This window comes from Pseudomonas oryzihabitans (genome assembly GCF_032027545.1).
GTDB classification, from domain to species: Bacteria; Pseudomonadota; Gammaproteobacteria; order Pseudomonadales; family Pseudomonadaceae; genus Chryseomonas; species Chryseomonas oryzihabitans_F.
In genome coordinates this window covers 1-26,318 of the sequence record NZ_JAVSJB010000013.1, presented here as the reverse complement: position 1 = coordinate 26,318, position 26,318 = coordinate 1, and the positions used below count along the sequence as shown (strand labels likewise).

Annotated in this window: 21 protein-coding genes; 18 read left to right on the top strand and 3 right to left on the bottom strand. The window is 64.4% G+C overall.

The window, feature by feature from the left end; all coding sequences use genetic code 11:
- Positions 1 to 317 precede the first annotated feature (317 nt).
- Together RND78_RS19375 and RND78_RS19370 are read left to right on the top strand one after the other, a co-directional pair.
- The gene (locus tag RND78_RS19375; RefSeq protein WP_312731353.1) at positions 318 to 2,699 is read left to right on the top strand and encodes a TonB-dependent siderophore receptor; all 2,382 of its coding nucleotides are present in this window, start codon (positions 318 to 320) and stop codon (positions 2,697 to 2,699) included.
- A 69-nt stretch (positions 2,700 to 2,768) separates the two neighbouring features.
- Entirely contained in the window at positions 2,769 to 3,785 is a 1,017-nt protein-coding gene (locus tag RND78_RS19370) for a DUF2891 domain-containing protein (RefSeq protein WP_312731352.1), read from the top strand.
- 99 nt (positions 3,786 to 3,884) lie between these two features.
- On the opposite strand, the gene RND78_RS19365 is transcribed toward RND78_RS19370, so the two are convergent.
- Positions 3,885 to 4,727 carry a GNAT family N-acetyltransferase gene (locus tag RND78_RS19365; RefSeq protein ID WP_312731351.1) on the bottom strand — a complete coding sequence of 281 codons (843 nt, stop codon included), beginning with the start codon at positions 4,725 to 4,727 and terminating at the stop codon, positions 3,885 to 3,887.
- Positions 4,728 to 4,910: 183 nt separating this feature from the next.
- On the opposite strand from RND78_RS19365, the gene RND78_RS19360 reads away from it, so the two are divergent.
- From RND78_RS19360 to RND78_RS19305, 12 genes are all read left to right on the top strand, one after another.
- Entirely contained in the window at positions 4,911 to 6,386 is a 1,476-nt protein-coding gene (locus RND78_RS19360; RefSeq protein ID WP_312731349.1) for an aldehyde dehydrogenase family protein, read from the top strand.
- 165 nt (positions 6,387 to 6,551) lie between these two features.
- On the top strand, positions 6,552 to 7,223 hold the full coding sequence (locus RND78_RS19355; RefSeq protein ID WP_312731348.1) for a haloacid dehalogenase type II: 672 nt from the start codon (positions 6,552 to 6,554) through the stop codon (positions 7,221 to 7,223).
- A 24-nt stretch (positions 7,224 to 7,247) separates the two neighbouring features.
- Complete coding sequence (locus RND78_RS19350; RefSeq protein ID WP_312731345.1) at positions 7,248 to 8,540, top strand: FAD-binding oxidoreductase; 1,293 nt, start codon at positions 7,248 to 7,250, stop codon at positions 8,538 to 8,540.
- Between the two features lie 624 nt (positions 8,541 to 9,164).
- Positions 9,165 to 10,802 carry an ABC transporter substrate-binding protein gene (locus RND78_RS19345; protein WP_312731342.1) on the top strand — a complete coding sequence of 546 codons (1,638 nt, stop codon included), beginning with the start codon at positions 9,165 to 9,167 and terminating at the stop codon, positions 10,800 to 10,802.
- Between the two features lie 73 nt (positions 10,803 to 10,875).
- Positions 10,876 to 11,832, top strand: coding sequence for an ABC transporter permease (locus RND78_RS19340; protein ID WP_312731340.1), 957 nt, complete (start codon positions 10,876 to 10,878; stop codon positions 11,830 to 11,832).
- Entirely contained in the window at positions 11,829 to 12,731 is a 903-nt protein-coding gene (locus RND78_RS19335; RefSeq protein WP_312731338.1) for an ABC transporter permease, read from the top strand. The genes RND78_RS19340 and RND78_RS19335 overlap by 4 nt, the downstream gene beginning before the upstream one ends.
- A gap of 1 nt (position 12,732) precedes the next feature.
- Positions 12,733 to 14,577, top strand: a complete 1,845-nt coding sequence (locus RND78_RS19330; RefSeq protein WP_312731337.1) for an ABC transporter ATP-binding protein — start codon at positions 12,733 to 12,735, stop codon at positions 14,575 to 14,577.
- Positions 14,574 to 14,879 carry a (2Fe-2S)-binding protein gene (locus RND78_RS19325; RefSeq protein WP_312731335.1) on the top strand — a complete coding sequence of 102 codons (306 nt, stop codon included), beginning with the start codon at positions 14,574 to 14,576 and terminating at the stop codon, positions 14,877 to 14,879. The genes RND78_RS19330 and RND78_RS19325 overlap by 4 nt, the downstream gene beginning before the upstream one ends.
- Positions 14,864 to 16,264: an FAD/NAD(P)-binding oxidoreductase gene (locus RND78_RS19320; RefSeq protein ID WP_312731334.1), complete on the top strand. Its 1,401-nt coding sequence runs from the start codon at positions 14,864 to 14,866 to the stop codon at positions 16,262 to 16,264. Before RND78_RS19325 ends, RND78_RS19320 begins: the two co-directional genes overlap by 16 nt.
- Positions 16,261 to 17,421 carry an FAD-binding oxidoreductase gene (locus tag RND78_RS19315; RefSeq protein ID WP_312731332.1) on the top strand — a complete coding sequence of 387 codons (1,161 nt, stop codon included), beginning with the start codon at positions 16,261 to 16,263 and terminating at the stop codon, positions 17,419 to 17,421. Before RND78_RS19320 ends, RND78_RS19315 begins: the two co-directional genes overlap by 4 nt.
- Entirely contained in the window at positions 17,418 to 18,569 is a 1,152-nt protein-coding gene (gene argE, locus RND78_RS19310) for an acetylornithine deacetylase (RefSeq protein WP_312731331.1), read from the top strand. Before RND78_RS19315 ends, argE begins: the two co-directional genes overlap by 4 nt.
- 286 nt (positions 18,570 to 18,855) lie before the next feature.
- Positions 18,856 to 20,091, top strand: a complete 1,236-nt coding sequence (locus tag RND78_RS19305; RefSeq protein ID WP_312731330.1) for an MFS transporter — start codon at positions 18,856 to 18,858, stop codon at positions 20,089 to 20,091.
- On the opposite strand, the gene RND78_RS19300 is transcribed toward RND78_RS19305, so the two are convergent.
- Positions 20,032 to 20,943 (bottom strand): LysR substrate-binding domain-containing protein, encoded by a 912-nt coding sequence (locus tag RND78_RS19300; RefSeq protein ID WP_312731329.1) that lies wholly within the window; start codon positions 20,941 to 20,943, stop codon positions 20,032 to 20,034. The genes RND78_RS19305 and RND78_RS19300 overlap by 60 nt on opposite strands.
- Positions 20,944 to 21,060: 117 nt before the next feature.
- Here RND78_RS19300 and RND78_RS19295 point away from each other — a divergent pair, with 117 nt between their 5' ends.
- The 3 genes from RND78_RS19295 to RND78_RS19285 all read left to right on the top strand — a co-directional run bounded on the left by RND78_RS19295 (position 21,061) and on the right by RND78_RS19285 (position 24,221).
- Positions 21,061 to 21,942, top strand: a complete 882-nt coding sequence (locus RND78_RS19295) for a hypothetical protein (protein ID WP_312731327.1) — start codon at positions 21,061 to 21,063, stop codon at positions 21,940 to 21,942.
- A gap of 58 nt (positions 21,943 to 22,000) precedes the next feature.
- Entirely contained in the window at positions 22,001 to 23,230 is a 1,230-nt protein-coding gene (locus tag RND78_RS19290; protein WP_312731325.1) for a Xaa-Pro peptidase family protein, read from the top strand.
- A 133-nt stretch (positions 23,231 to 23,363) separates the two neighbouring features.
- Entirely contained in the window at positions 23,364 to 24,221 is an 858-nt protein-coding gene (locus RND78_RS19285) for a glycine betaine ABC transporter substrate-binding protein (RefSeq protein WP_312731323.1), read from the top strand.
- Positions 24,222 to 24,341: 120 nt separating this feature from the next.
- Here the strand turns inward: RND78_RS19285 and RND78_RS19280 are convergent, their stop codons facing one another.
- Positions 24,342 to 25,268, bottom strand: a complete 927-nt coding sequence (locus RND78_RS19280) for a glyoxylate/hydroxypyruvate reductase A (protein WP_312731321.1) — start codon at positions 25,266 to 25,268, stop codon at positions 24,342 to 24,344.
- A 231-nt stretch (positions 25,269 to 25,499) separates the two neighbouring features.
- Between RND78_RS19280 and RND78_RS19275 the strand changes: the two genes are divergently transcribed.
- Positions 25,500 to 26,213, top strand: a complete 714-nt coding sequence (locus tag RND78_RS19275; RefSeq protein ID WP_312731319.1) for a cupin domain-containing protein — start codon at positions 25,500 to 25,502, stop codon at positions 26,211 to 26,213.
- Positions 26,214 to 26,318: the final 105 nt, after the last annotated feature.

The following is a 26,318-nucleotide window of genomic DNA, read 5'->3' as shown; positions in this document are numbered from 1 at the left end:
CACCACCAAGGTGCCCGATGCCCCTTGCTTTCCGCTCTTTGGTTGGTAAACCAACGGCGCTACGGCTTGGCTTCGGCGCCTCGAACAGGCCTTTGCCCCTGACCTGATACCCGTCGAGTGGCACATCACCTGATCGTTACGACCGTCCCGTTCCCCTGACCACCTGCGCAGGATTACCGCGGTACCGGCGAACCCGCCGGCCAGGCCGCTCGCTCGACCAGCCGATGTTTTTCAAGTGTTACTGTCACTTTTTCGCTCAGATTGCACAGAGGAGGTGACAACACAAAAGTGCCGACCGTTGCTGGCGAGGGATGAAGATGAAGTCGAAAAAGAGTTTCGTGTTGAAGCCTGTACATCTGGGGGTTGCGGTCGTTCTGGCAGGAGCACCGATACACGTGATGGCTGCGGCTGCTAGCCAAACCAAGGTAGCCGCGGTGCAAACCTATTCACTGGCGGCAGGCCCGTTGGCGGAGATGCTGCAAAGCATCGCGCGTCAAGGGGGCAGGGCCATCTCCTTTGACCCGGCCCTGGTCAGCGGCTACCAAGGCAGTGCCGTCAGCGGCAGCATGACGGTGGAACAAGCCATCGCCACCAGCCTGAAGGGGACGGATCTGGCGTTGGATGTGACGGCCAACGGCACGCTCACGATCACCCGCCCTAACATCCCCGCCGCATCGACAGCGGCGGGAGTCGATGCCCAGCTTCCAGAGATCGCTGTTACCGGAGCAACAGCGAATGAAGATCAGCTGTACTACAACCCGACACGGACCAGCGCCGTCGGGCGAACGGAAATGGCACTCAAGGAGGTGCCCCAGTCCGTTCAGGTGGTCAGTGGCAAGGTGCTGCAGGATCGTCAGGTGAATTCGCTGGCTGAAGCCCTCAAGAACACTGCAGGGGTCAGCGTTAGCGAAACCAACCGGGGCGCGCCTTCTTTCAAGATTCGCGGGTTCGCCGTCCAACAGACCTCCACCAACGGTGTCCCCAACGCCTCTGTAAATGACGTGGCGATGGAGGGGATCGAGCGCGTCGAAGTCATCAAGGGGCCCGATTCCATCACCGGGGGCAGTAGTTCGCCCGGCGGCACCATCAATCTAGTACGCAAGGAACCGGTCACCGAAGACCTGCACAAGGTAACCCTGGAAGTTGCCGAGTATGGGGAACTCAAGCAGGCCGTCGACCTGGGCGGGGCGCTCAATTCCGATAAGTCGCTGAGCTATCGTCTGAACCTGGTGAACATGAAGAGTGACGCCTCGGCCCCTGATTTCGATGGCGGCCGTCGGGTGTATGTCGCTCCAGCGCTGCGATGGCAGTCGGACGCTACCGAACTCACCTTCGGCGCCGAGTACGACAACTCGCGGAACGCCGCTCCCCGTGCTGGAGCTGCCTACAACGGTCGACTACTGGATTTGCCGAGCGCCCGGATCTTTCAAAAGGACAATGCCTTTCTCAATGAAACGAAAACCGCCTATTACGAGTTGAAGCAGGACCTTATCGAGGATTGGTCATTCAACAGCAAGGCTACCTACACCCAGGCCGATAACAGCGTTCGTATCTTTCAGCCGCAGGCTATCACGTCCACCGGAAGCGTGGCCTTTGGTGGCCCGACTTCCATCGATACCACTACCGACTCGTGGGGGCTGCAGAATGACATTCGGGGAAAGTTCAAAACAGGCCTTGTCACGCACAAGGTCTTGGCTGGAGTTGATTACCAACACATTACCACTGACCAATATGAGCTCTCCATTCCTGGGTTGTCGAGACCCTATCCTCAGGTGTCTTTCTACGACCCTGACTCTTTTGACCTGTTGCCGAAGGTTCCAGATCCAAACTACCGCTCTCTGTCGACGAGAACTCAGCAGCGGGGGCTCATCCTCCAGGATCAGATGGACGTCGGTGACCGTCTACACCTCCTTCTCGCGACGAAAAGAGCCGACTGGATCGGCGATAGCGCAGCCTACCTTACCAGCGGTAGCCTCTATTCCGAAAGTTCTTATGAAGCCAGGAAATGGGTTCCAAACTATGGGATTAGCTATGATCTAACCGATGAAATGACGGTTTACGCCAATGTCATTCGTGGCTTCACGGGCTCTTCTACAGTGGACAGGCGGACGGGAGCGGCCCTTCCTCCGGTGGAGAGCAAGTCAAAAGAGCTAGGGGCCAAGTTCAGCTTGCTGAATGACGCGCTAACGCTTACGACCGCATACTTTGAACTTGAGCAAACGAACGTTGCCGTCTTCGATGTCGCAGGCAATGCGATTGGCACCCAGGGTCGGGAAAGCAAAGGGTACGACATCAGTCTTGCCGGGGAGATTCTACCGGGTTGGAACCTGACCTCTACCTTCACCCACATCAAATTCAAAGAAGATGCGGGATCCGTCTTATTCATAGGCGAGCCGAAGAACACCTTTAGCCTCTGGAATACGTATGAGTTCCAGAGCGGCCTCTGGAAAGGTTTTGGGGTGGGCGCCGGGGTAGAAGCCTTTTCATCTAATACCGGTGGCTATAGATCGCAATACTATGAAATTCCAGGCGGCGCAATCACGGATGCATCGGTGTTCTATCACGGCACCGATTACTCGGTTACGCTTGGGGTGAAAAATATCTTCGACCGTACGGCTTATTTGAACTCTACGACCAACACCTATATCCCGCTGCGCGATGAACGTAACGCGCGCCTGACCTTTACCTATAACTTCTGATGAGACCTGACCGCGACGCCGCGGTCAGTCCGTTAAAACGCCTTGCGTCCCCGCCCGGATCTTTACCCGATGACTATCGATAAGGACGTTCTGTCTAAAATCGCCAAGGTTACGCTTGGCCATGTTGTGCAGGAATTTCCACACTCCCAGGCGCGCGTCTATCGCTCGATAGATGATTTCGCCAGGCCAAGGCTCATCCATCCGATCTTTTTCGGCAGTTACGATTGGCATTCCTGTGTGCACAGCTACTGGTTGCTGGTGTGCCTGCTGGATGTCGAGCTCGAGCAGACCCAACGTCACGGCATAGTGGAACTGCTGGACCAGCAGCTCACGCCGGACAAGGTTGCCAAGGAGCTGGCGTTTTTCGCCCGTGGGGATCAAGCCGGTTTCGAACGGCCCTATGGCTGGGCCTGGCTGCTCATGCTGACGGCACAGTTGCAGCGGTCGAACCACCCTCGGGCTCCGGACTGGCTGGTCAATCTACGCCCCTTGGCTCAGCTCCTGAGAGACAAGCTGATTGGCTATTTCACCAAGCTGCCGAGGCCTATGCGGTCAGGGCTGCATAGCAATACCGCCTTCGCCATGGTGCTGGCCTTGAGGTATGCCAAAGCAGTAGGCGACGAGCCGTTGGCTGCGTTTTTGATCGAGCGCGCCATGGTCTATTTCCCTGACGCCATGCCTGCTGCGGTGAATGAGCCGGACGGTGAGGATTTCCTGTCGCCGGCCTGGCAGCAATTGCTGCTCATGCAGCGCGTGCTAGACGAGCGGCAGTTCGAGAGCAGGGTGGGGCGGTTTCTACACTGTATCGATTCGCCCCAGTGGAGCGAACTCATCACACCGGTCATCACGGTCGATCGAGCGGATGGTCGCTTGGCTCACTGGGATGGATTGAACCTCAGCAGGGCCTGGTGCATGGCCAGCATCGCCAGGTCCTTGCCCAGCGGCAGCCGGCATCGCGCCCGGCTGGAACGGGCAGCGGCGGATCATCTAGCGGCGGGAAGCGCTCACCTGCATGACCACTACATGGGTGAGCACTGGCTGGCTACCTTCCTGTTGCTGGCCTGCATGGAGCCTAGTGATCTCTAAGAGCCTGTATGGAGTGCTGGCCCTGTTGCCCTGGCATGCGCGCTGGTCGTGCGCGAAAGCCCGTGACCAGGGGCCAGAGCTCCGAGGCCGCTGGCGTCCTCAGCCCAGCGCCTGGGTCAGCAGGGCGAACTGCTCCAGGCCGTCGCGGGAGACCGGTGGCTCGCCCCTGGCCATCTGCTCCACTTCATCGACCTGCGGGACGCCTAGCTCCAAAAGCCAGGGATTGAGACCACTGCGCGCCGTCACGTCGAATCTCACGTAGCGACCTTCCGCCTGGCGCAGCAGGGTGAGGATCAGCGCCTTGGCCTGCTCGGTGGATTCAGCGATCACCGGGCCGACCGAGAGGCCGCGGCCATAGGGGCGCAGCAGGGCGAAGCCGCGCAGTTGGCCCTCGCGTTCCAGGCCGACGATTCGCTCGGCCTGGGGCAGCAATTCCCGCAGCAGGGCGGTGCGGTCCAGGCCACTGGCGAGCTGGGCAAGGCGTTCCAGTTGTGGGGCCGCTGCCAGGGTCAGCTCGCGCACCTGGCTTTCCAGCGGCTGCCGTTCGGTCACGGCGGGCAGCGTCGCGATCTGGTGCTGGTAGATGCGCTCATAGGACTCGAAGCCCTGGCTGCGGTAGAGCGGGGCGCCGCGTACCGTGGCGACCAACAGCGGCGTGCGGGTGCCGGCCAGTTGCAGCAGGCCGTCCATGAGGCGGCGCCCATGACCTTTACCTTGATGGCTGTCGGCGACGATCACCAGGCCGATGGTGGCGTAGTCGCCCTGGGGCACGCAGAAGCCGGTGCCGAACACCCCCTGATCGTCCTCCAGCACCAGGCCTTCGCCGGTGTGGAAGAGGCACTGCCAGTCTTCCAGACGGTGTGGCCAATGCAGCGCCTGGGACAGGCGGTGGGCGGTGACGAGGTCGGTTTCGCGCAGGGGTCTTAGGGGGACGTGGGACACGGCAGGGCTCCGGTTCGGGTCTGGCTGATTCAGGCGCCAGCCTAGCAAGACCCGACGGCAGATTCGGTTGCCGGTGGGTAGGCGCAGCGCTGGGAGGCGCCGAAGGTCCGCATCAGTTCGGCAAAAGATGGCGGCAGGCGCGCCTAGCATGGGGCCAAGCCCACAGCCCTAGCGGAGCGCGCCATGGCCTCGTTCGACCCCAGAGCAATAGCGGTTCGTTGTGCCCATTTCATCGGCGGTCGTACCCGCGACGCCCGTGCCGAACTGGAGGTGTTCCGGCCTTCCGATGGTGGCTTCCAGAGCGGCTTGCCGTGCGCCTCGGCGGATCTGGTGGACGAGGTGGTGGAGGGCACCTGGCGCGCCTGGAAGGCCAGCGACTGGGCCAGTCGGCCGCCGCGCGAACGAGCGCGGGTGATGCGCCGCTGGGCCGATCTGGTGGAAGCCGACGGCGAGGTGCTCGGGCCGCTGGAAGCCGTGGGTTCGACCCGTCCGCTGCGCGAGGTGCTGGCCTGGGACATCCCCTATGTGGCCGAGGGCATCCGCTTCTTCGCCGAATTCGCCGACAAGCACGGCGGCGAGGTGGCGGCCACTGCCACCAGCCACCTCGGCCTGCAGATCACCGAGCCCTATGGCGTAGTGGGGGCCATCGCGCCCTGGAATTTTCCGCTGAGCATGGCCGGCTGGAAGATGGCGCCCGCGCTCGCCGCCGGCAATGCCGTGGTGATCAAGCCGTCGGAGCTGACGCCGTTCTCCATCCTGCGCCTGGCCGAGCTGGCCGTCCTGGCGGGCCTGCCCGCCGGCATCCTCAGCGTGGTCCAGGGCGATGGCCGGGTGACGGGCGATGCCCTGTGCCGCCATCCGCGCATCGGCAAGGTCACCTTCACCGGCTCCACCGGCACCGGTACCGCCATCATGACCGCCTGCGCCGAAAGCGGTCCCAAGCCGGTGACCCTGGAGCTGGGTGGCAAGAGTCCGCAACTGGTGTTCGCCGACGCCCCCGATCTGGCCCGCACCGCCCGTAGCGTGGCCGCCGCCATCACCGGCAACGCCGGCCAGGTCTGCGTCTCCGGTTCACGCCTGCTGGTGCAGCGTGCCGCCCTGGAGCCGATGCTGGACGGCATTCGCGCCGCCTTCGCCGAGCTGCGTCCCGGGCCAACCTGGTCGGCCGAGGCCACCCTGGCGCCGATCATTTCCCACCGCCAAGGCCAGCGCATCCAGGACATCGTCACCCGCAGCCGGGCGGCCGGCGCGGAGCTCCTGGTCGGTGGCGCCTTGGAGGAGGACATGGGCGGCGCCTACTATCAACCGACGCTGATCGCCGGGGTCGGCGCGGACAACCCCGCGGTGCGCGAAGAGATCTTCGGCCCGGTGCTGACCGTGCAGGTGTTCGACGACGACGCCGAGGCCCTGGCTCTGGCCGATCATCCTACCTATGGCCTGGCGGCCGGGGTGCATACCGCCGATCTCGGTCGGGCACTGCGCCTGACGCGGGCACTGGAAGCCGGTACCGTCTGGGTCAACCGCTATGGCCGCAGCCACGACTGGATCATCCCGACTGGCGGCTACAAGCGTTCCGGCATCGGCAAGGACCTGGGCCGCGCGGCCTTCGAAGCCAACCTGCGCAGCAAGAGCGTGCTGATCGACCTGGAGCACTCCTGAGGCTTCCGCAAACTATGCTGAGGCCTACCTGCAAAACGGCTTTTTCTGTCTCCCGCGATGCCTGAAAGCGGACATTCGTCAGGCCTGCCGATGCTGTAATGCTTGCCAGGGACACCACCGGGGTCCCAGCCTCCACTTACGACTTTCCGTCAAAGGACCCACGCCATGACCGCCTTTCGGCCCAAGTACATCACCTTCGACTGCTACGGCACCCTGACGCGTTTCCGCATGTCCGACATGGCCCGCGAGATGTTCGCCGACCGCGTCCCGGCCGAGGCGATGGACCAGTTCTGCAAGGATTTCAACGGCTACCGCTTCGACGAGGTGCTCGGCGCCTGGAAGCCCTATTCGGAAGTGCTGTATTCGGCGGTGGAGCGTACCTGCAAGCGCTGGGGCATCTCCTTCACCGACGCAGAGGCCAACGCCTACTACGAGGCGGTGCCGAGCTGGGGGCCACACCCGGACGTGACCGCCGGGCTGGCCAAGATCGCCGGCAAGATCCCCCTGGTGATCTATTCCAACGCCGCCGACGAGCAGATCATGGCCAACGTCGACAAGCTGGGCGTCCCCTTCCACCGGGTCTTCACCGCCGAGCAGGGCCAGGCCTACAAGCCGCGCCTGGCCGCCTTCGAATACATGCTGGACAACCTCGGCTGCGGCCCGGAAGACGTGCTGCATGTGTCCTCGAGTTTCCGCTACGACCTGATCCCGGCGGACTACATGAACATCAAGCACAAGGTGTTCGTGAATCGCGGCCACGAGCCGAGCACGCCGTTCTACCGCAACACCGAGATCAAGGACATCGGCGGCCTGGCGGCCGTGGTCGGTCTCGAGTAAGCCCTTGCCGCAGGAGAGCCCCGCATGACTCACGGCCACGCATCGTCCGAATCCTACTGGCTCGCCACGGCGCCGACCTTTACCGGCGGCGCCCAGGGGCCGGTGGCGGGGGAGGTCGATGTCGCCGTCATCGGCGGCGGCTTCACCGGGCTGTCGGCGGCCGTCGCGCTGCGCAGGCGTGGCGCCAGCGTGGCCGTGCTGGAGGCGGGCCGGGTGATCGGCGAAGCCTCCGGCCGCAACGGCGGGCACTGCAATACCGGGGTCGCCCAGGATTACGCGGCCCTGCGCGCCAGCCTGGGCGCCGAGCGGGCCCGGGCCTTCTACCAGGCCTATGCCGATGCGGTGGCCAGCGTCGAGGCGGTGATCGCCGAAGAGGGCATCACCTGCGACTTCCACAAGGCGGGCAAGCTCAAGCTGGCGGCCAAGCCGCAGCACTACGACAGCCTGGCGCGCACCTGCGAGTTGATCCGCACGGAAGTGGACCCGGACGTGGAGTTGCTCGGCCCCGAGCAGGTGCGTACCGAGGTGGCCTCCGACGGTTTCCATGGTGGGTTGTTGCAGCGCAACGGCGCCCAGATGCACATGGGGCGCTTCGGCGTTGGGCTGGCCGAGGCCGCCGTGCGCCGTGGCGCCTTGGTCTACGAAGGGGCGGCGGTGAGCGATCTGCAACGCCTGCCCGATGGCAGCTTTCGCGTGGTCAACGCCCGCGGCGAGGTGCGCGCCCGCCAGGTGCTGGTGGCCACGGGCAACGCCAGCGTCGGCCCTTTCCAGTGGTTTCGCCGACGCATCGCCTCGGTGGGCAGCTTCATCATCGCCACCGCGCCCTTGCCACGAGAACAACTCGATGGGCTGCTGCCCAACCGGCGCACCTATGTTACCAGCCGCATCATCGGCAACTATTTCCGCACCACGCCGGATCACCGGCTGATCTTCGGTGGGCGGGCGCGCTTCGCCCTGTCCGATCCACGCCAGGACGCCAAGAGTGGCGCCGTGCTGCGCAATGCCCTGGGCGAGCTGTTTCCCTCCCTGGCCCAGGCGCCCATCGATTATTGCTGGGGCGGCCTGGTGGACATGACCGCCGACCGCCTGCCCCGTGCCGGCGAGCAGGATGGGCTGTTCTACGCCATGGGCTACAGCGGCCACGGCGTACAGATGTCGGTGCACATGGGGCGGGTGATGGCCGAGGTGCTGGAGGGCCGCAGCCAGGCCAATCCCTGGCGGGTGCTGGACTGGCCGGCCATTCCCGGGCATTTCGGCAAACCCTGGTTCCTGCCGTTGGTGGGGTTGTATTACCGGGTGCAGGATCGGTTGCACTAACGTGGCGATCACCGAGCCGCCAGCTTGCGTCCGTCTTCGACGGTGCGCGGGCTGGCGGCTTTTGAGCGCCTGGGCGCTGCTCAAGGCCTGGCCACAGGCGATTTCTCTCCAAGAGCCTGTTCAAAGTCCGCTGCGTGTCGGCCAAACTGCGTTAAAAATGGCCTGGAAGGCCAGCTCCGTCGGAATGCTCATTTACCACTCGTAAACTCGAGCGCGAGTCCGATCCGCTTCCTCAGCCATTTTTGCCTTGTTTGTCTCTAGCTCGCGAGACTTTGAACAGGCTCTAAGCAGAAACTGCTGCAAGCGGGCCGCTTGGCGAGCTGTCCCGCGCCGACACAGCCCTTGGCGAAGAGGTGTTTGCCACCGGCGAGACGCCGCTGGCGCGCGCCAAAGCCGGGCATAGGCGCGGCCCATGCGCCGCGGCGAAGCACACCGCAAAGAATGCTGAGCCGGTCGGGCAAAACGATCTTTTCTATCTCGCCGCAGGGCCAATACGACGGTAATCGGCGAGGGCCCGGTGCTGTAATGACTCAGGCCGCTGGATAAAGCGGCCACGAGGACAGCGCCGCGCTCCCGGGGAGGGGCGCGCGGACTGGCGACAGAGCCCCCAACGAGCGAGCCGACATGACCGAGAAAAAGACTGGAAGTCCCCTGATAGGTGCTGCTGAGAGCGTTTGGGCCTTCGAAGCCCTGCACCGGGGCTTGTCGCGGCGCGATGCGCTGCGCCTGCTGGGCGCCGCCGGGCTCATGGCGACCGGGGTGGGCAGCCTGCTGGGCCGGGACGGCCAGGCGTTCGCGGCAGAAGATGCGGTCAGCGCCACGCCGCGCCGTGGCGGCAAGGTGCGCGCCGCTGCTGCCGGTTCGTCCACCGCCGATACCCTCGATCCGGCCCGCGGTGCCTTCTCCGGCGACTACACCCGCCAGTACTTCTTCTACAATGGGCTGACGGTCTTCGACAGCCATCTCGAGCCCCAGATGGCCCTGGCCACCGCCTTCGACACCCAGGATGCGCTGACCTGGACGATCAAGCTGCGCCAGGGCGTGCAGTTCCACAATGGCAAGACCTTCGACAGCGCCGACGTCGTCTACTCGCTGCTGCGCCACAAGGACCCGGCGGTGGGCTCCAAGGCCAAGGCACTGGCCGACCAGTTCGCCGAGGTCACCGCGGTGGCGCCGGATGAGGTGCGTATCCGCCTGGTCTCGCCGAACTCCGAGTTGCCGGCGGTGCTGGCCATCTCGCCGTTCCTGATCATCGCCAACGGCACCACCGATTTCTCCACCGCCAACGGCACTGGCCCCTTCAAGGTCAAGGAGTTCAAGCCGGGCGTACGCACCGTGGGTGTGCGCAACGAGAACTATTGGAAATCCGGCAAGCCCTATCTCGACGAGGTCGAACTGATCGGCATCACCGACGAACCGTCGCGGGTCAATGCGCTGCTGGCCAACGACGTCCAGCTCATCGTGTCGGTGGATCCCCGCTCGGCGGAACGGCTCAAGCAGGGCGGCAAGCTCAAGGTCGTGGCTAACAACTCCGGCAGCTATACCAATCTCATCATGAGAATTCCCAACCGCCCCTTCAATGATCCCAATGTGGTGGAGGGCATGAAGCTGCTGTTCGATCGCGAGCAGATCCTCAAGTCGGTGTTCCTCGGCTACGGCATCATCGGCAACGACCAGCCGATCATGCCCGGCACGCCCTATTATTCGGCCGATGTCCCCCAGCGCCCCTATGACCCGGACAAGGCCAAGTTCCTGTTCCAGAAGGCCGGCATCGCCGGTGCACGGATGCCCCTGGTGACCTCCACCGCGGCCGACAACGCCAACGAGATGGCCCTGGTGCTGCAGCAGTCGGCGCGCCAGGCCGGGCTCAACCTGATGGTCAACCGGGTCAGCGCCGACGGCTACTGGGACAACCACTGGATGAAGGACCCGCTGGGCTTCGGCAACATCAATGCCCGGCCCACCGCCAACATCCTGCTGTCGCAGTTCTTCAAGTCCGATGCGCCCTGGAACGAATCCGGCTGGAAGAACGAGCAGTTCGACCAGTTGCTGGTGGCTTCGCGCGGCGAGACCGATTTCGCCAAGCGCAAGCAGATGTACGCCGACATGCAACTGCTGGTCAACCAGCACTGCGGCATCGGCCTGCCGATCTTCACCAGTTCAATCGACGCCCACTCACCCAAGCTTGGCGGCTACGGGATCATCCCCATCGGCGGCCTGATGGGCTACATGTTCGCTGAACACGTCTGGCTGGAAAGCTGAGGCGCCGTACCTGGCGACGCTCCTGGGCGGGAAGGCCCCGGGGCGTCGCCGCACCCCTTCGCAGGAGGTGACCTTGGATCGTTCCGTCGTTTCCCTCATCGCCAGGCGCCTCGGCGGCGCCGTGCTGACCCTGTTCATCGTCTCGCTGCTGGTGTTCTTCGTCTCGGCCTTGCTGCCGGGCGACGCGGCGCAGCAGGCACTGGGGCAGTTCGCGTTGCCCGAGCAGGTCGCCGCGCTGCGTGCCCAGATGGGCCTGGACCAGCCGGCGCTGCTGCGTTACCTCCATTGGCTCTCAGGATTGCTGCACGGCAATCTCGGCCAGTCGCTGGCGAGCCAGCTGCCCATCACCACCCTGATCGGCGACCGGCTCGGCAGCTCCCTGATGCTCGCCGCCGTGACCACCCTGGTCTCGGTGCCGCTGGCCCTCGGCCTGGGCATCGTCTCGGCGATGAATGCCGGCGGGCGCCTGGACCGAGCGCTGAATGTCTTCACCCTGGGTATCGTCGCCGTGCCGGAATTCCTTGTCGGTACCCTGGCGGTCCTGGTGTTCGCCGTCCACCTGCACTGGACCTCGGCATTGAGCTTCGCCCATGACGTCGCCGGCCCGCTGGACTTCCTGCGCGCCTATGCGCTGCCGGTGGGCACCTTGTGCTGCGTGATCGTGGCACAGATGGCGCGTATGACCCGCGCCGCCCTGGTCGACCAACTGCAGAGTCCCTATGTGGAAATGGCCCGGCTCAAGGGCGTGGGTCCGGTCCGCGTGGTGTTGCGCCACGCCTTGCCCAACGCCGTGGGCCCCATCGCCAACGCCATCGCCCTGAGCCTTTCCTACCTGATGGGTGGGGTGGTGATCGTCGAGACCATCTTCAACTATCCGGGCATCTCGCAGTTGATGGTGGACGGTGTCGCCAGCCGCGACCTGCCGCTGATCCAAGCCTGCGCCATGCTGTTCTGCTGCGCCTACCTGGTACTGATGACCCTGGCGGACCTCTGCGCCATCCTGTCCAACCCGAGGCTGAGAACGCTATGACCCGACCCGTGACTTCCGTGCGTCCCGCACCGGTCCTGCCGGTGGACGGCAAGACGCTCGACGCCCAGCTTTCCCCGCCCCGTACCCGTCGGCGCGCCCGTCTTTCGCTGACCGGACTCCTCGGCGGCATCCTGGTGGTCTTCTGGCTGTTCATCGCCGTCTTCGGCACCTGGCTCGCGCCCTACGATCCGGGCGCCCTGGGTGATAGCGCCGTGCTCGCCGGCTACAGCCTCGCCCATCCCCTGGGGACCGACTACCTGGGCCGCGACGTGCTCAGCCGCATCCTCGACGGCGCCCGCTTCACCGTGGGCCTGGCGCTGGTGGCCGCGGTGCTGGCCTGCGCGGTGGGGACCGGCCTCGGTCTGCTGGCGGCACTCTCGGGGCGCTGGGTGGACGAGCCGTTGTCGCGCCTGATCGATGCGCTGATCTCCCTGCCGAGCAAGATGCTGGCCCTGGTGATGGTCTCCGCCTTCGGCTCCTCGGTACCCCTGCTGATTGTGATGGCGGTGGTGGGCTACGCCCCGGGCTGCTATCGCATCGCCCGCAGCCTGGCGATGAACCTCACCGAGCTGGAATACGTCCAGGTCGCCCGCACCCGCGGCGAGGGCCGGCTGTACATCGCCCTGCGGGAGATGCTGCCCAACATGCGCCTGCCGCTGCTCACCGACCTGGGCCTCAGATTCGTCTACATCGTGCTGCTGCTCAGCGGCATGAGCTTCCTCGGCCTCGGCGTGCAGCCGCCCAATGCCGATCTCGGCTCCCTGGTGCGGGAAAACATCGGTGGGCTGGCCGACGGCGCCCCGGCGGTGCTGATGCCGGCCCTGGCCATTGGCACCCTGACCGTGGGCGTCAACCTGCTCATCGACCGGTTCGGCGCGCGGCGTCGGGGAGGGCGCTGAGATGACGGTCCTGGTAGAGGTCAAGGACCTGCGTGTGGTTGCCGAGGCCGAGGATGGGAGCGAAACCTCCATCGTCAAGGAGGTCGGCTTCAGCCTGGCCAAGGGCGAGGTGCTGGCGCTGATCGGGGAGTCCGGCTCGGGCAAGACCACCATCGCCCTGTCGCTGCTCGGCTATGCCCGTGAAGGTTGCCGACTGGCGGGCGGCTCGATCCGCGTCGGCGACACCCAGGTGCTGGAGCTGGATGCCGCCGGTCTGCGCCGGCTGCGCGGTCATACCGTGGCCTATATTGCCCAGAGCGCGGCGGCGGCCTTCAATCCGTCACGGCGGCTCTTGGAGCAGATCATCGAGGGCGCCCTGATCCATGGCGTGCTGACCCGCCGGGAAGCCGAGGCCCGGGCGCTGCAGCTGTTCAAGGAGCTGGCGCTGCCGGATCCCGAACACATTGGCGCGCGCTATCCGCACCAGGTGTCCGGTGGCCAGTTGCAGCGGCTGATGGCGGCCATGGCGCTGATCACCGATCCGACCCTGGTGATCCTCGACGAACCCACCACGGCGCTGGACGTGACCACCCAGATCGAGGTGCTGCGGGTGTTCAAGCAGGTGGTGCGCGAACGCGACGTGACCGCCATCTATGTGTCCCACGACCTGGCCGTGGTGGCCCAGATGGCCGACCGTATCCTGGTGCTCAACGGCGGCGAGGTGTACGAGAATCGCCGCACCGAGCGTCTGCTGGCCAGCGCCCGGCATCCCTACACCCGCAGCCTGCTGGCCGCAGCTCGGCCGGAGCCTTTGGCCGAGCGTGGCCTGCCGGCGAGCGAGACGCGTCCGCCGGTGCTGGAGATCCGTGATCTGGTCGCTGGTTACGGACCGATGGATGCCGAGGGGCTGCCACGTTACCGGGTACTGGAGGGCATCGATCTGCGTATCGCACCGGGGCAGGCCCTGGGCGTGATCGGTGAATCCGGCTCCGGCAAATCGACCCTGGCGCGGGTGATCGCCGGTCTGCTACCGCCAGCACGAGGCAGCGTGCACCTGGGCGGCGAGGCCTTGCCACCGGGGCTGGAGGGTCGCACCCGCGAGCAGTTCCGCCGGGTGCAACTGGTCTACCAGAACGCCGATACGGCGCTCAATCCGGCCCATAGCGTGGAGCGCATCCTGATGCGCCCACTGGAGACCTACCACGCCTTCGACCAGGCTACCCGCCAGCGCAAGGTCCGCGAATTGCTCGACCGGGTGCAACTGCCGGCGAGCCTGGCCCAGCGACGGCCGGGCGAGCTTTCCGGCGGCCAGAAACAGCGGGTCAACCTGGCGCGCGCCCTGGCGGCCGAGCCCGAGCTGATCCTTTGCGACGAGGTCACCTCGGCGCTGGACACCGTCGTCGGCGCGGCCATCCTCGACCTGCTGGCCGAACTGCGCCGCGAACTGGGGCTGGCCTATCTGTTCATCAGCCACGATATATCCACGGTGCGCAGCCTCTGCGACGAGGTGCTGGTGCTCTATGCCGGCCAACCCGTGGAGCTGGGTACGCCGGCGACCCTGCAACGGCCGCCCCGGCATCCCTACACCGAACTGCTCACCGCCTCGGTGCCCGAGTTGCGCCAGGGCTGGCTGGAGGAGCAACCGATTCGCACGGTAGCGCCCCTGGCAGCTGCGAGCCAGGCCAGCGGGCCGCTATGCAGCTTCCTGCGCCGCTGTCCGGTCCGTATCGAGGGCCGCTGCGACCGCGAGGCGCCGCGCCGGCAGCGGCTTCCAGGCGGCAACCTCATCCTTTGTCACCATGACGGCGAGACCTTGCAGCGACTGCAGGGCGGCGCCGTGCTGCACACCCAAGGAGTTCGCGCATGACTACCCGCTTCCAGCGCCTCGCCGAGACCGGCCGGCCGCAGGTCAGCCTCACGGTCGACGGCCTGCCGGTCAACGCCCTGGCCGGCGACACCCTGATGGTGGCCTTGCTCACCAACGGCCCGGCCTTGCGCCGCTCCGAATTCGGCGACGACCGCCGCTCCGGCTTCTGCCTGATGGGGGCCTGCCAGGATTGCTGGGTCTGGACCGCCGACGGCGAGCGGCTGCGCGCCTGTGGCACCGAGGTCCGCGAAGGCCTGCAGATCCTCACCGAGCAACCGGAGGTCGCATGGAACCTGGCCTGAAGCAACCCCGCGTGGTCATCGTCGGTGCCGGCCCGGCCGGGGTGCGTTGCGCCGAAACGCTGCTGGCCGCTGGTATCGCTCCGGTGGTGATCGACGAGAACCGCTGCGATGGCGGCCAGATCTATCGACGCCAGCCCGAGGGCTTCCAGCGTCCCTATGCCACCCTCTACGGCAGCGAGGCGGCCAAGGCCGAAGACCTGCATCGCACCTTCGACGGCCTGCGCGGCCGGCTCGACTATCGCCCGGACACCCTGGCCTGGCACCTTCACGAGCGCACCCTCTACACCGTGCAGGGCAACCGCCAGCGCACCCTGGACTTCGATGCCCTGATGCTCTGCACCGGCGCGGGCGACCGCCTGCTGCCGGTGCCGGGCTGGAACCTGGCGGGCACCTATACCCTTGGTGGCGCCCAGATCGCCCTCAAGGCCCAGGCAGTCTCCATCGGCCGCCGGGTGATCTTTCTCGGCAGCGGTCCCTTGCTCTACCTGGTCGCCAGCCAATACCAGCAGGCCGGGGCCACGGTGGCTGCGGTACTGGATACCGCACCGCTGCGCCTGCGTGCCCTGGCCACGCCCAAGCTGCTGGCCCGGCCAGGCGTCGCCTGGAAGGGCGTGCAACTCATGGCCGCGCTCAAGCGCGCCGGAGTACCGCTGCATGTCGGTGTCACCCCGCTGGAGATTCTCGGCGATGCCGAGCAGGGCGTGCGCGGGGTGGCCTTCGCCGACGCCCGTGGCCTGCGCCAGGAGGTGGTCGGTGACGCCGTGGGCCTGGGCTATCACCTGCGCCCCGAGACTCAACTGGCCGATCTCGCCCGTTGCGCCTTCGAATTCGAGCGCGCAACGGGGCAGTGGGTGCTGCAACTGGATGACGAGGGGCGGACCTCCATACCCGGCGTCTACGCCGCTGGCGACGGCGCTCGGGTAAGGGGTGCCGACGGTGCCGAACTGGCCGGCCGCCTGGCTGCCTGCACGGTGCTGGCGGATCTGGGGCGCACGCCGCCGACCGGGCTGGCCGAACGCTGCCGGGAACAACTCGGCGTGCAGGAACGCTTCCGCCTGGGTCTCGCCGAAGCCTTTCCCTGGCCGGCCAGGCAGATGGCCAGCCTGCCGGACACGGCGGTGGTCTGTCGCTGCGAGGGCATCACCGCCGGTGAGCTGCGCGCCGTGGTGCGCGAGAAGGGCGCCCGCGAAGCCAACCGGGCGAAGGCCTTCAGTCGGGTCGGTATGGGCCGCTGCCAGGGGCGTTATTGCGCCCAGGCCGGGGCCGAGATCATCGCCGCCGAATCCGGCGTGCCGGTGGAGGCCGTGGGTCGCTTGCGCGGCCAGGCGCCGGTACGGCCATTGCCGCTGGGTCTCGTCACCAGCGAAGAGGAGCTTTCGTCATGAGTCAGACAGCCATCAACCGGGCGGACATCATCGTGGTCGGTGCCGGCATCATGGGCAGCGCCAGCGCCTTCTTCCTGCGCCGCCGCGGCCTGTCGGTGCTGCTGCTGGAGCGCGACCAGGTCGGTCGCTTCGCCAGTGGCACCAACTTCGGCAACGTGCGGCGGCAAGGGCGCTACCTGTGCCAGGTGCCCCTGGCCACCCGTTCGCGGGGTATCTGGGGGCGCTTGCCGGAACTCATCGGTGAAGACCTGGAATTCATTCCGGGCGGGCATCTGCGGGTCGTTTACGACCCGGCGCGCATCGCCATGCTGCGCGAATACGCCCAGGCGCCGGAAGTCGCGCCCCTGGGGCTGCAGATCCTCGAAGGCGAGGCCCTGCACCAGAAGTTTCCCTACCTGAGTCGCGAGGTGGTGGCCGGCTCCTATGCCCCTTACGACGGCCAGGCCAATCCACGCCTGGCGGCGCCAGCCTTCGCCCGTGCCGGGGTGCGTGAGGGCGTGAGCCTGCACGAGGGAGTGGAGATCACCCAGGTGGCCAAGCCGGACGGCGACTTCCTGGTGCAGGCGAGCGATGGCCGGCGCTTCCAGGCACCGCGCCTGCTGATCACCGCTGGCGCCTGGGGCAGTCGCCTGTCCAGCCAGTTCGGTGAGCCGGTTCCCATCGAGACCCATGGCCCGCAGATGGGCGTCACCGAGCCCTTGCCCTATGTGTTCCGTGAGACGGTGGGCGTGTCCTCGCCGCGCATCGACGAGACCATCTACTTCCGCCAGATCCCGCGGGGCAACGTCATCTTCGGCGGCTGCTTCCGTACCCGGCCAGACCTCGACACCCGCCTGGCCCGCGCCGAACCTCACGGCCTGCTCAATCAGCTCGCCCAGTTGCGGCGCCTGGCGCCAGCCCTGGGCCGGGTCAATGTGATCCGTACCTGGAGCGGGGTAGAGGGCTATATCGCCGACGACCTGCCGATCATGGGGCCGAGCAGCCAGGTGGACGGTCTCTACTACGCCTTCGGGTTTTGCGGCGCGGGCTTCCAGCTCGGCCCGGGGGTGGGCGACACCATGGCCGAACTCATCGCCACCGGCCGTACCGAGACGCCCCTGGCCGCCTTCGATGTGGCCCGCTTCACCCAAGCCCCCAGCGAGAGCCTGGCCGGATGAACAGCCAGGACCTGCTGCGTACCCTGATCGGCTTTGCCACGGTCTCCGCCGACTCCAACCTGGCACTGATCCACCATGTGCAGGGGATGCTGGAAGCGGCGGGTATCACCTGTCGCCTGGTGCTCGACGAGGGCGGACGCAAGGCCAATCTCTTCGCCAGCGTGGGTCCCGCCGACGTGCCCGGCGTGATGCTGTCCGGCCATACCGACGTGGTGCCGGTGGAAGGCCAGGCCTGGACCCTGCCACCCTTCGCGGGCACCCTCAAGGACGGGCGGATCTATGGCCGCGGCGCCTGTGACATGAAGGGCTTCGTCGCCTGCGCGGTGGTGGCCATGCTGGCCGCCGCGCGAGGCGCTCCGCTGAAGCGTCCGTTGCAACTGGCCCTGTCCCACGACGAGGAGATCGGCTGTGTCGGGGTACGGCGGCTGCTGGATGTGCTGGAGCTGGCACCGGTGCGGCCCTTCCTCTGCATCATCGGCGAGCCCACCGAGCTGCAGGTCGCCCTCGGCCACAAGGGCAAGGCGGCATTGCGCGCCCACTGCCATGGCCAGGAAGGGCATTCTTCGCGGGCACCGCTGCACGTCAACGCCATCCACCTGGCCAGTGACCTGGTCTCGGCGCTGCGCAACAGTCAACGGCGCCTGGTGGAAGAGGGCGCCCGGGATGCGGCCTACGACATTCCCTACACCACCCTGCATGTCGGCCGGATCGATGGCGGCAAGGCGCTGAACATCGTGCCCAACCGCTGCACCCTGGACTTCGAGATCCGCCATCTGCCGGCGGACGATCCCGCCAGCCTGGTCGCCGCGCTGCAGGAAACGGCGGACCGCCTGGTCAGTGAGGCACGGCAAACTTCCGCCAAGGCCGCCATCGAGATCGAGACGGTCAACGCCTATCCGGGCCTGGACACCCATCCCAGTGTCGAAGCCGTGCGCTTCCTGCAGACGCTGGTCGAACCCGGCACCACCCAGCTCAAGGTGGCCTTCGGCACCGAGGGCGGACTTTTCGCCAGTCGGCTGGATACCCCGGTGGTGGTCTGCGGCCCCGGCAGCATCGAACAGGCGCACAAGCCGGATGAGTATGTCGAGTTGAGCCAGCTCGACGCCTGTGATGCCTTGCTGGCGCGGTTGCGGGTGGCCTTGGGCTGACTCTGCATCCCCGTCCTCTCGAGTGGCGCCTCAGAGGGAAGGGTGGCCGCGCAATTCGCACGGAAGACCCGGCGTATGGTGTAGGCGTCGGTTTCAACGCCTCTCACGTCGTACACACGTAATTGGATTTTCCCGTTTTAACAAAAAATCATAAACGGAGATCTGCAGACGGTTTTCTAGAAAACACATATCCAGACTCATCAAGGTGCCAATGAATTGCACTCCTGCGGTAAGTAGGGTGCAACTTTCCACTCAGGTGACACGGCTGCGCCTAATAGGTCTGGATATGCAAAGCGTTGTGCGCTCGTCTGCGAAAACCATCGGCGTACTGGCGTTGACCTTTACCGCCTGCAATGCCACCACCCATGGCTTCAGCATTTTCCTGTATTCGGCCTTGCTGCCCGATATCCGCCAGGCCTTTGCGCTGAGCTATAGCCAAGCTGCGTTCATCGCAGCTCTGCTGCAGCTGTTCTATATGGCGGCGTCCATCGTCAGTGGTATCGCGGCGGCCTGGATCAGCCCGCGCAACATGGTCCGCCTGACGATGGCCCTGAGTCCCGTGCTGCTGGTCCTGGCCGTCGCGACACCCTGGGTCCTACCCTTCGCCCTGTGCCTGGCCTTGGTCTCCGCCTGTGCGGTATCCAACTGGAATGCCATTGCCGCGCTGGCCAGCGAAGTGATCCCTGGCGCCTACCGCAGCCGGGTGTTGGGGTTGGCCTCATCGGGCGCGGCGTTCGCGATCTGCCTCAACGGGGTACTGATCGCCCTCTTGCAAGGCATCTCCTTGGCCCATTTTTGGTTCATCTGTGCCGGCTTGACCGCGATGGTCACCCTGCTGACGTTCTGGACCCTGGCCTCCTTGCCTCAGGATCACCAACGCGAGCGGGAAAGCGCCCCCTCGTTGCGGGTGATACTCGCGCAGTGGGGTAGCCTCTGTCTGAAACAACCCGTGGCGCTGCACATCCTGCTACTCAGTGCGCTCATCGGGGGAGTGAGCGGGCCCTTTCTTAACTTTCTCTCGGCCTTTGCCAGCGAACGCTTGGCGGCCGATGCCCATATCACCGGATCGCTGTGGACGCTCATTGGCATCAGTGGTGTCGGCGGCGGCTTGTTGCTGGGTTCCCTGGCAGATCGTCTGGGCACTCTGAGGGTAATGACCCTGAGCATAGCGGCCTTCGGCCTGGCCATGCTGGCCCTGCTGTGGCTGCCGACCATCAACCTGACATTGCTGGCCGCTGGACTGTTCGGGCTATTTTATTTCCCCATCTGGGGCTTGATGGCGGCCTACCTCAGCGCACGCCTGAATCCGATCCATAGCCTGCAGGTGGTGAGCCTGAGCATGGTTGGCTATGGCTTGGGCAGCGCTGTCGCCAACTGGCTGTGCGGGCGGTTGCTGCAGGCGACCGGGGAGTTTGCCCTGGTGCATGGCTGGATCGTCTGCTCGTTGGCAGCCAGCCTGTTGCTATTGTGGTGGATGTCCCGCCGTCAGGGATGCGGCGCGGTGCTCGGGCAGACGCTGTGAACCTTCCAACTGGTACAGGAGGATGTCGACGAAGGCATCCACCGTCCGCGTCTTACCCTGTTTCGCACGCCAGATCATCAGTTGCGCCGGCTCTATCGGCGGAAAGCCCTGGGACTCATCGAGCACCTGCCAACCCGCCGGTACCAAACGCCTTGCCGTGACGCCGACCGACTGACCTTGCTCGATCGCAATCCCGATTCCCCGCGGGCTTTGGCTGGTATAAACCACATGCCAGGGCCGTCCGGCCTTGGCCAGGGCACTGACGGCATTGGCGCGAAATGCACAACCTTCGGCATAGACCGCCAGCGGTACCGAGCTGTTCTTACCTGTATCCCACTCGTCCTTCACGACCCACACCAGGGGCTCATCGCAGAGGTATTCTCCCGGTTGTAGATCGGCGTGTTGCACGCCCAACACCAAATCCAGCTCACCGCGCTGCAAACGACCGACCAGTGCCGTCGACCGCTCGCAGCAGATGTCTGGCCGCACCTGGGGAAACTGCGCACGGAAGTCCTTCAACACGGCCGGCAGGTAGAGCTGCGCATAATCCTCGGGCATGCCGACATGAATGCAGGCCTGCTCGTCGGGCAGGCGCACGGCGTTGACGGCATCGGCATGCAACTTGAGGATTTGTCTGGCGTAAATCAGGAACGTCTCACCGCCGGGCGTCAGACTCACCGAACGGCTATTACGCTGCACCAGCGGCGTGCCAACGATGTCCTCCAGGCGCTGCAAACTTTGGCTAATGGTTGACTGAGTTCTATGCAGGCGCTCGGCGGCTGCGGAAAACCCATTGCAGTCAATGATGGCGACGAAGACTTTCAACAGTGCCCCATCCAATTCGCCCGCCATGGCTATCGCACCCGCCGATGGATTCTATCGCAACTTGTAATTTCCATTTCAGCCTCCCGCTACGCAATTATCGACTCGGCACTCATCACTATTAACCGACCGCTCCAGGAGACTTTCATGAGCCTTCGACTTGCCGATGCCGAGGTAGGAGATATCAGCGATATCATCAATACCGACCTGTATCCCATTCATGATTCGGGCCATGTTCAACTGCAGGCATTGATCGAGCACGCCCGCGCCGAGCTCGCCGAGGATGGCTGTTGTTTGCTAAAGAATTTCCTGCGGCCTGAAGCCTTGGAACAGGCCCGCGCCGAAGGCCAGGCGCTGTCGGGCAAGACCTTTTATTCCGTGCGCAAGGTCAATGCCTACTTCACCGAAGACGACCCGACTCTGCCCCAAGATGATCCGCGACGCACATTCATGGAGCGTACCAGCGGTTTCGTCACCCGGGATATGATTCAGCCAGATGCTGTTATCCATCGACTTTATGTGTCGCCAATGATGAAGCGCTTTATTGGCGCCTGCTTGAACGAACCGGAAATCTTCGAATACGCCGATCCGTTCGCCGGGCTGGTGATTAATGTGATGCCCCAGGGTACCGAGCAACCTTGGCACTTCGATACCAACGAATTCATTGTCAGCATGATGACCCAGAAGCCTGAAGCCGGTGGACTGTTCCAATATGCGCCGATGATCCGCACTCGTACTCAGGAAAATCTCGGGGCTGTCGGCAAAGTGGTGCGTGGCGATGACCATAGCCGGGTAAAGGAGTTGGAAATCAACCCCGGTGATTTGCAGATATTCAAGGGCCGCTTTTCCGTCCACCGGGTAACTCGTGTCGAGGGCGCCACCGAACGCAACACCGCCATCTTCGCCTATTCCGAAAAGCCCGGCGTCATCGGCCGCGCCCAGCGTACCAAACAGCTCTATGGGCGCCTGTCCGAAGCCCATCTGCAAGCCGAGCGCAATCTCGTTCGCAGCGACCAATTGCTCGACTGATTCATCCCTAAAAATTCCTAGATAAAACCTACCGTGCTTGCCCTGCGAGGAATTCACCATGAGTCTGTCCGGCCCCAACCGCAATCCGTCCGACTGTGAACCGACGTACGACGAAATCCAGCAAATACAGCTCGACCGCCTGCAACGGGTGCGCAACGAGCTGAAAAAACGCGACTACGCGGCCTGTGTGCTGTTCGATCCGACCCACATGCGCTATGCCACGGGCTCGCGCAACATGCAGGTGTATTCGGCCCGTAACCCAGCGCGTTACGCCTTCATCCCGGCGGAAGGCCCGGTGGTGGTCTTCGAGTTCGGTGGCTGCCTGCATTTGGCGGAACAGCTCAATACGGTCGATGAAGTCCGGCCGGCCAAAGCCATCTCCTATTACTTTTGCGACAGCTTCCTGACCAACGTCACCGCGCAATGGGCTGCCGAAATCGATGAGCTGGCCCGTCAATGTGGCGGTGGTAATAAGCGCATTGCGATCGAAAGCGCTACCTCGGCGGCGGCTTTCGAGTTGCAAAAGCTCGGTTATCAGATTTTCGACGCTCAGGAACCACTCGAACGAGCCCGCTGCATCAAGGTGCCGAACGAGTTGAAGATGATCCGCGCCAGCCTGCGGGCTACCGAGGCGGGCGTGCGCTTGATGGAAAGCAAACTCCAGCCCGGCATCAGCGAAAACGAGCTCTGGTCGCACCTGCATCAGCACGTCATCGCGACCGACGGCGACTATGTGGAAACCCGCCTGCTGTCCTCCGGGCCGCGCACCAATCCGTGGTTCCAGGAGTGCAGTACCCGACCCATCAATGCGGGTGACCTGGTGGCCCTGGATACCGATGTGGTGGGCCGCTTTGGCTACTACGCAGACTTCTCGCGGACCTTCCTCTGCGGCGACCAGGCCGCGACGCAAAAGCAAAAGGACCTGTACAGACTCGCCTACGACCAGGTGCAGACCAACATGGAAATGCTGAAGGCGGGCCGCAGTTTCAAGGAATATGCCGAGCTGGCCTGGAAGATTCCCGACAACTATAAGGCCAACCGCTACTTCGCCCTGGTTCACGGCGTAGGCATGACCGGCGAATACCCCTATGTGGTTCATCGCGAAGACATAGATGCACTCGGCTACGATGGCGTGTTCGAAGCGGGCATGACCATCTGCGTGGAAAGTTATATCGGCCACGACGAAGGCGGCGAAGGCGTGAAGCTCGAAGAGCAGGTCTATATTCACGAAAATGGCATCGAACTGCTGTCCGACTATCCGTTCGATAAACGACTGCTGTCCTCGTGATGATCAGGGCTGTGACGCATGATCTCTAGTCACAGCCAACCTCCCGAACTTTGCGTGCAGCGCTTGACTATCGGTTGAACACTTCAACTGAGGAGCTCAGGTGCTGTAGCCTCGACAAATAGGTGTAACCCTCATGATTAAGAAACTACAGATGCTGGTGGTGGGGTTGTCCGTATTGTTCAACGCCGCCGTCAGCTCGGCGGACACCAAGAAAATAGACATCGGTGTGAATAATTGGGCGGAAAACATAGCCGTTGCCAATATGTGGAAGCTTCTCCTGGAAGAAAAGAATTACCAGGTGTCCCTGCAAAGCGCCAGCAAGATGATTTTATACAACAGTGTGGCCCAGGGTAAGCTCGACCTGACCTTTGAAGTATGGCTTCCCACTACCGACAGTGCTCCTTACAACAGCATCAAGGACCATGTCCAGCTGATTGGGCCGTGGTTGAAGGAGGCTAACCTGGGCTTGGCGGTGCCGGACTATGTGAACATCAAGAGTATAGATGAGCTCAATGCTCAGAAAGCGAAATTCGAATGGCATGGCCGGCCCACCCTCTTCGGGATAGATGCCGGCTCTGGAATAATGGGCCTGACTGAAAAGGCGATAGGCGAGTACAAGTTGGACTACAGCCTGCTGTCGTCTTCGGAAACGGCAATGCTCCAGTCCATGGAGCGCGCCATGAGACGCAAGGAACCCATCGTGGTGACGCTGTGGAAGCCACACTGGGTATGGGCCAAGAAAGACCTCCGCTACCTCGAGGATCCGAAAAAGGTCTATGGGACCACCGATTCCATCTACGCAATTGCCAACCAGTCCTTCAAGACGGAAGACCCCCAGGTCGAGCATTGGCTACAACAGTGGAAAATGGACGACAAGTCCTTGGGAGAGCTGATGGCGACCATCAATGAAAACGGCAGCAATACGCCGGAAAAGGGCGCCAAGATCTGGATCGATGCCAACAAGGCCATGGTCGATAGCTGGCTGAAATAGCACGATGGGAGAGAACTGCCGCCGATCATCGGCAGCTTCTTCCTTTGAGGCGCGAGTACTGATTTTCCTTGAAGTCAGTACTCGATGACCGCTGATAGCGAATCGACTGGCAGCTAACACTCAGTAACCCCGCTGCCGATCCACCCGTCCCAACATCGGCTCGCCACGCTGATGGCGCCGGATGTTCTCCAGCAACACCGTGAAGGCCGTCTCCGGTACGGTCATGGCACCCACGTGGGGCGTCAGCCAGATTCGGGGGTGCTGCCAGAAAGGGTGGTCGGTGGCGGGCGGTTCCGGCTCCACCACGTCCAGCACTGCCTGGCTCAGGTGGCCGCTATCCAGGGCGGCCAGTAGGTCGGCTTCCACCAACTGGGCGCCGCGGCCCAGGTTAATCAGGCTGGCGCCGCGGGGTAGGGCAGCGAACAGCCGGGCGTCGAGGATGCCACGGGTTTCACCGGTCAGCGGCAGCAGGCAGATGAGGATCTCGCAGTCGGCCAGGAACGTAGGCAACTGGTCGGGGCCGGCATGACAGTGCACTCCTGGCAGCTCATGGGCCGAGCGCGACCAGCCCGATAGGGCGAAGCCGAAGCTTGCCAGCCGCTCCAGGACTGCCTGGCCGATCTGACCGAGGCCGAGCACCCCGACGCCTCTGTTCTGCGCCGGCACCAGGGCGTGTTCCTGCCAGCGCCTGGCGCCTTGCTGGTCGAGATAGCGAGGCAACTGTCGATGCAGCGCCAGCACCATGAGCGTCGCGTATTCCACCATGCCGGCGACGATGCCCGGATCGAGCATGCGCACCACGGGTAACTCCGGGGGCAGCAGGCTCAGGTCGAACTGGTCCACCCCGGCCGAGGTGGCGAACAGCACCTCGAGGTTGGGAAAGCGACTGGCCAGGTCTGCCGGCGGTTGCCAGCAGGCCAGGTAGTGGATCTCTTCAGGGTTGCCCACGTCTGGCCACTGGCGGAATTCGATGTCGGGCGCACGTTCCTGGAACAGGCGTTGCCACGCCTGGCCCCGTACGGGATCGGCCTTGTAAAGTAGCGTCATGGGGAGGTCTCCGGCAAAGCCCAAGGATGACGCAACGGGGCGGTAGTTTGTCCCGAAATCCCAGGCACCGCCGCCATGATCGGTGGTGCGGTGGATACTGCGCCGCATCGCTGAAAAACGGCAGCTTCTGTGTTGCCTTGCGGCGGAAACGCCATAACCCCAGTGCGCTGCAAGTCGATACTGGCCTGGTCCGCGGCACACCCGCCGCGCCTCTCGACGTGAGGATTCGCCATGCCCCTGCTGCACTACTGCCAGCCGCCCGGAGACCGCCAGCTGCCCCGTGCGCTCCAGCCCCTGCACGATGATCCCCTAGCCGCCGGCCGCGAACTGCACCTGCACGATGGCCGTCTGGGCTATGTCATGGGCAGCGCCGTCGGCCACTCCGCCGACTGCCGATTGGACGACTATCCCTGGGTGGAAATGAGCATCATCGAAACCGGCGAGTTGCACCTCGAATGGATCGGTGGTGCCTTGCAGCTCAAGGCTGGCGATGCCTTCGTGCTGCCGCGCGGTCTGAATTGCCGTTGGCGCCATGCGGGCGAGTTGCGGCGGCTGTTCATGGCCTTTCCAGGTCGCGCCAGCGAAGGCCCCATGCCCTCGGCGCCGCTGCTGTTGGATCCTGAGGCCCCGCGTGAGCCTTCACCGCCGCCTGCGGCCAGCGTACTGCTGAGCCCCGAGCCGAGCGCGACGGGTTGCGATCTATTCGAAAGCGGTGGCGGCGCTCTGCGGATCGGGATGTGGGATTGCACGGCATACACGCGCAAGGCCGTGAGCAATCCCCACTGCGAGCTGATGCTGCTCTATGCCGGCGCCGTGACCCTGACGGTCGAGGGTGGCGCGTCCTGCCAGGTCAACGCGGGCGAGGCGGTGCTGGTGCCCGCAGATACACCCATGGCGTGGGATAGCCGGGAGACGGTGCGCAAGCTGTATTGCATTCTGAGTTAGCGGAAAGGCTTGGTGCTTCTGGATGGGCTAAGTCAAGCAGGCGTCATCTGCAACTGCGGCTACATGGTCGCCCCCGCCGCCCGCGGCCAGGGCGTGGCCAGCGCG

What these genes read in the sequence shown, in the direction of transcription:
- RND78_RS19370 (WP_312731352.1), top strand. Translation starts at nt 2,769, where the DNA reads ATGACTATCGATAAGGACGTTCTGTCTAAAATCGCCAAGGTTACGCTT.
- RND78_RS19350 (WP_312731345.1), top strand. Translation starts at nt 7,248, where the DNA reads ATGACTCACGGCCACGCATCGTCCGAATCCTACTGGCTCGCCACGGCG.
- RND78_RS19300 (WP_312731329.1), bottom strand. Translation starts at nt 20,943, where the DNA reads ATGGCGGGCGAATTGGATGGGGCACTGTTGAAAGTCTTCGTCGCCATC.
- RND78_RS19275 (WP_312731319.1), top strand. Translation starts at nt 25,500, where the DNA reads ATGCCCCTGCTGCACTACTGCCAGCCGCCCGGAGACCGCCAGCTGCCC.
- RND78_RS19325 (WP_312731335.1), top strand. Translation starts at nt 14,574, where the DNA reads ATGACTACCCGCTTCCAGCGCCTCGCCGAGACCGGCCGGCCGCAGGTC.
- RND78_RS19335 (WP_312731338.1), top strand. Translation starts at nt 11,829, where the DNA reads ATGACCCGACCCGTGACTTCCGTGCGTCCCGCACCGGTCCTGCCGGTG.
- RND78_RS19305 (WP_312731330.1), top strand. Translation starts at nt 18,856, where the DNA reads ATGCAAAGCGTTGTGCGCTCGTCTGCGAAAACCATCGGCGTACTGGCG.
- RND78_RS19315 (WP_312731332.1), top strand. Translation starts at nt 16,261, where the DNA reads ATGAGTCAGACAGCCATCAACCGGGCGGACATCATCGTGGTCGGTGCC.
- RND78_RS19285 (WP_312731323.1), top strand. Translation starts at nt 23,364, where the DNA reads ATGATTAAGAAACTACAGATGCTGGTGGTGGGGTTGTCCGTATTGTTC.
- RND78_RS19290 (WP_312731325.1), top strand. Translation starts at nt 22,001, where the DNA reads ATGAGTCTGTCCGGCCCCAACCGCAATCCGTCCGACTGTGAACCGACG.
- RND78_RS19345 (WP_312731342.1), top strand. Translation starts at nt 9,165, where the DNA reads ATGACCGAGAAAAAGACTGGAAGTCCCCTGATAGGTGCTGCTGAGAGC.
- RND78_RS19375 (WP_312731353.1), top strand. Translation starts at nt 318, where the DNA reads ATGAAGTCGAAAAAGAGTTTCGTGTTGAAGCCTGTACATCTGGGGGTT.
- RND78_RS19355 (WP_312731348.1), top strand. Translation starts at nt 6,552, where the DNA reads ATGACCGCCTTTCGGCCCAAGTACATCACCTTCGACTGCTACGGCACC.
- argE (WP_312731331.1), top strand. Translation starts at nt 17,418, where the DNA reads ATGAACAGCCAGGACCTGCTGCGTACCCTGATCGGCTTTGCCACGGTC.
- RND78_RS19360 (WP_312731349.1), top strand. Translation starts at nt 4,911, where the DNA reads ATGGCCTCGTTCGACCCCAGAGCAATAGCGGTTCGTTGTGCCCATTTC.
- RND78_RS19320 (WP_312731334.1), top strand. Translation starts at nt 14,864, where the DNA reads ATGGAACCTGGCCTGAAGCAACCCCGCGTGGTCATCGTCGGTGCCGGC.
- RND78_RS19330 (WP_312731337.1), top strand. Translation starts at nt 12,733, where the DNA reads ATGACGGTCCTGGTAGAGGTCAAGGACCTGCGTGTGGTTGCCGAGGCC.
- RND78_RS19295 (WP_312731327.1), top strand. Translation starts at nt 21,061, where the DNA reads ATGAGCCTTCGACTTGCCGATGCCGAGGTAGGAGATATCAGCGATATC.
- RND78_RS19280 (WP_312731321.1), bottom strand. Translation starts at nt 25,268, where the DNA reads ATGACGCTACTTTACAAGGCCGATCCCGTACGGGGCCAGGCGTGGCAA.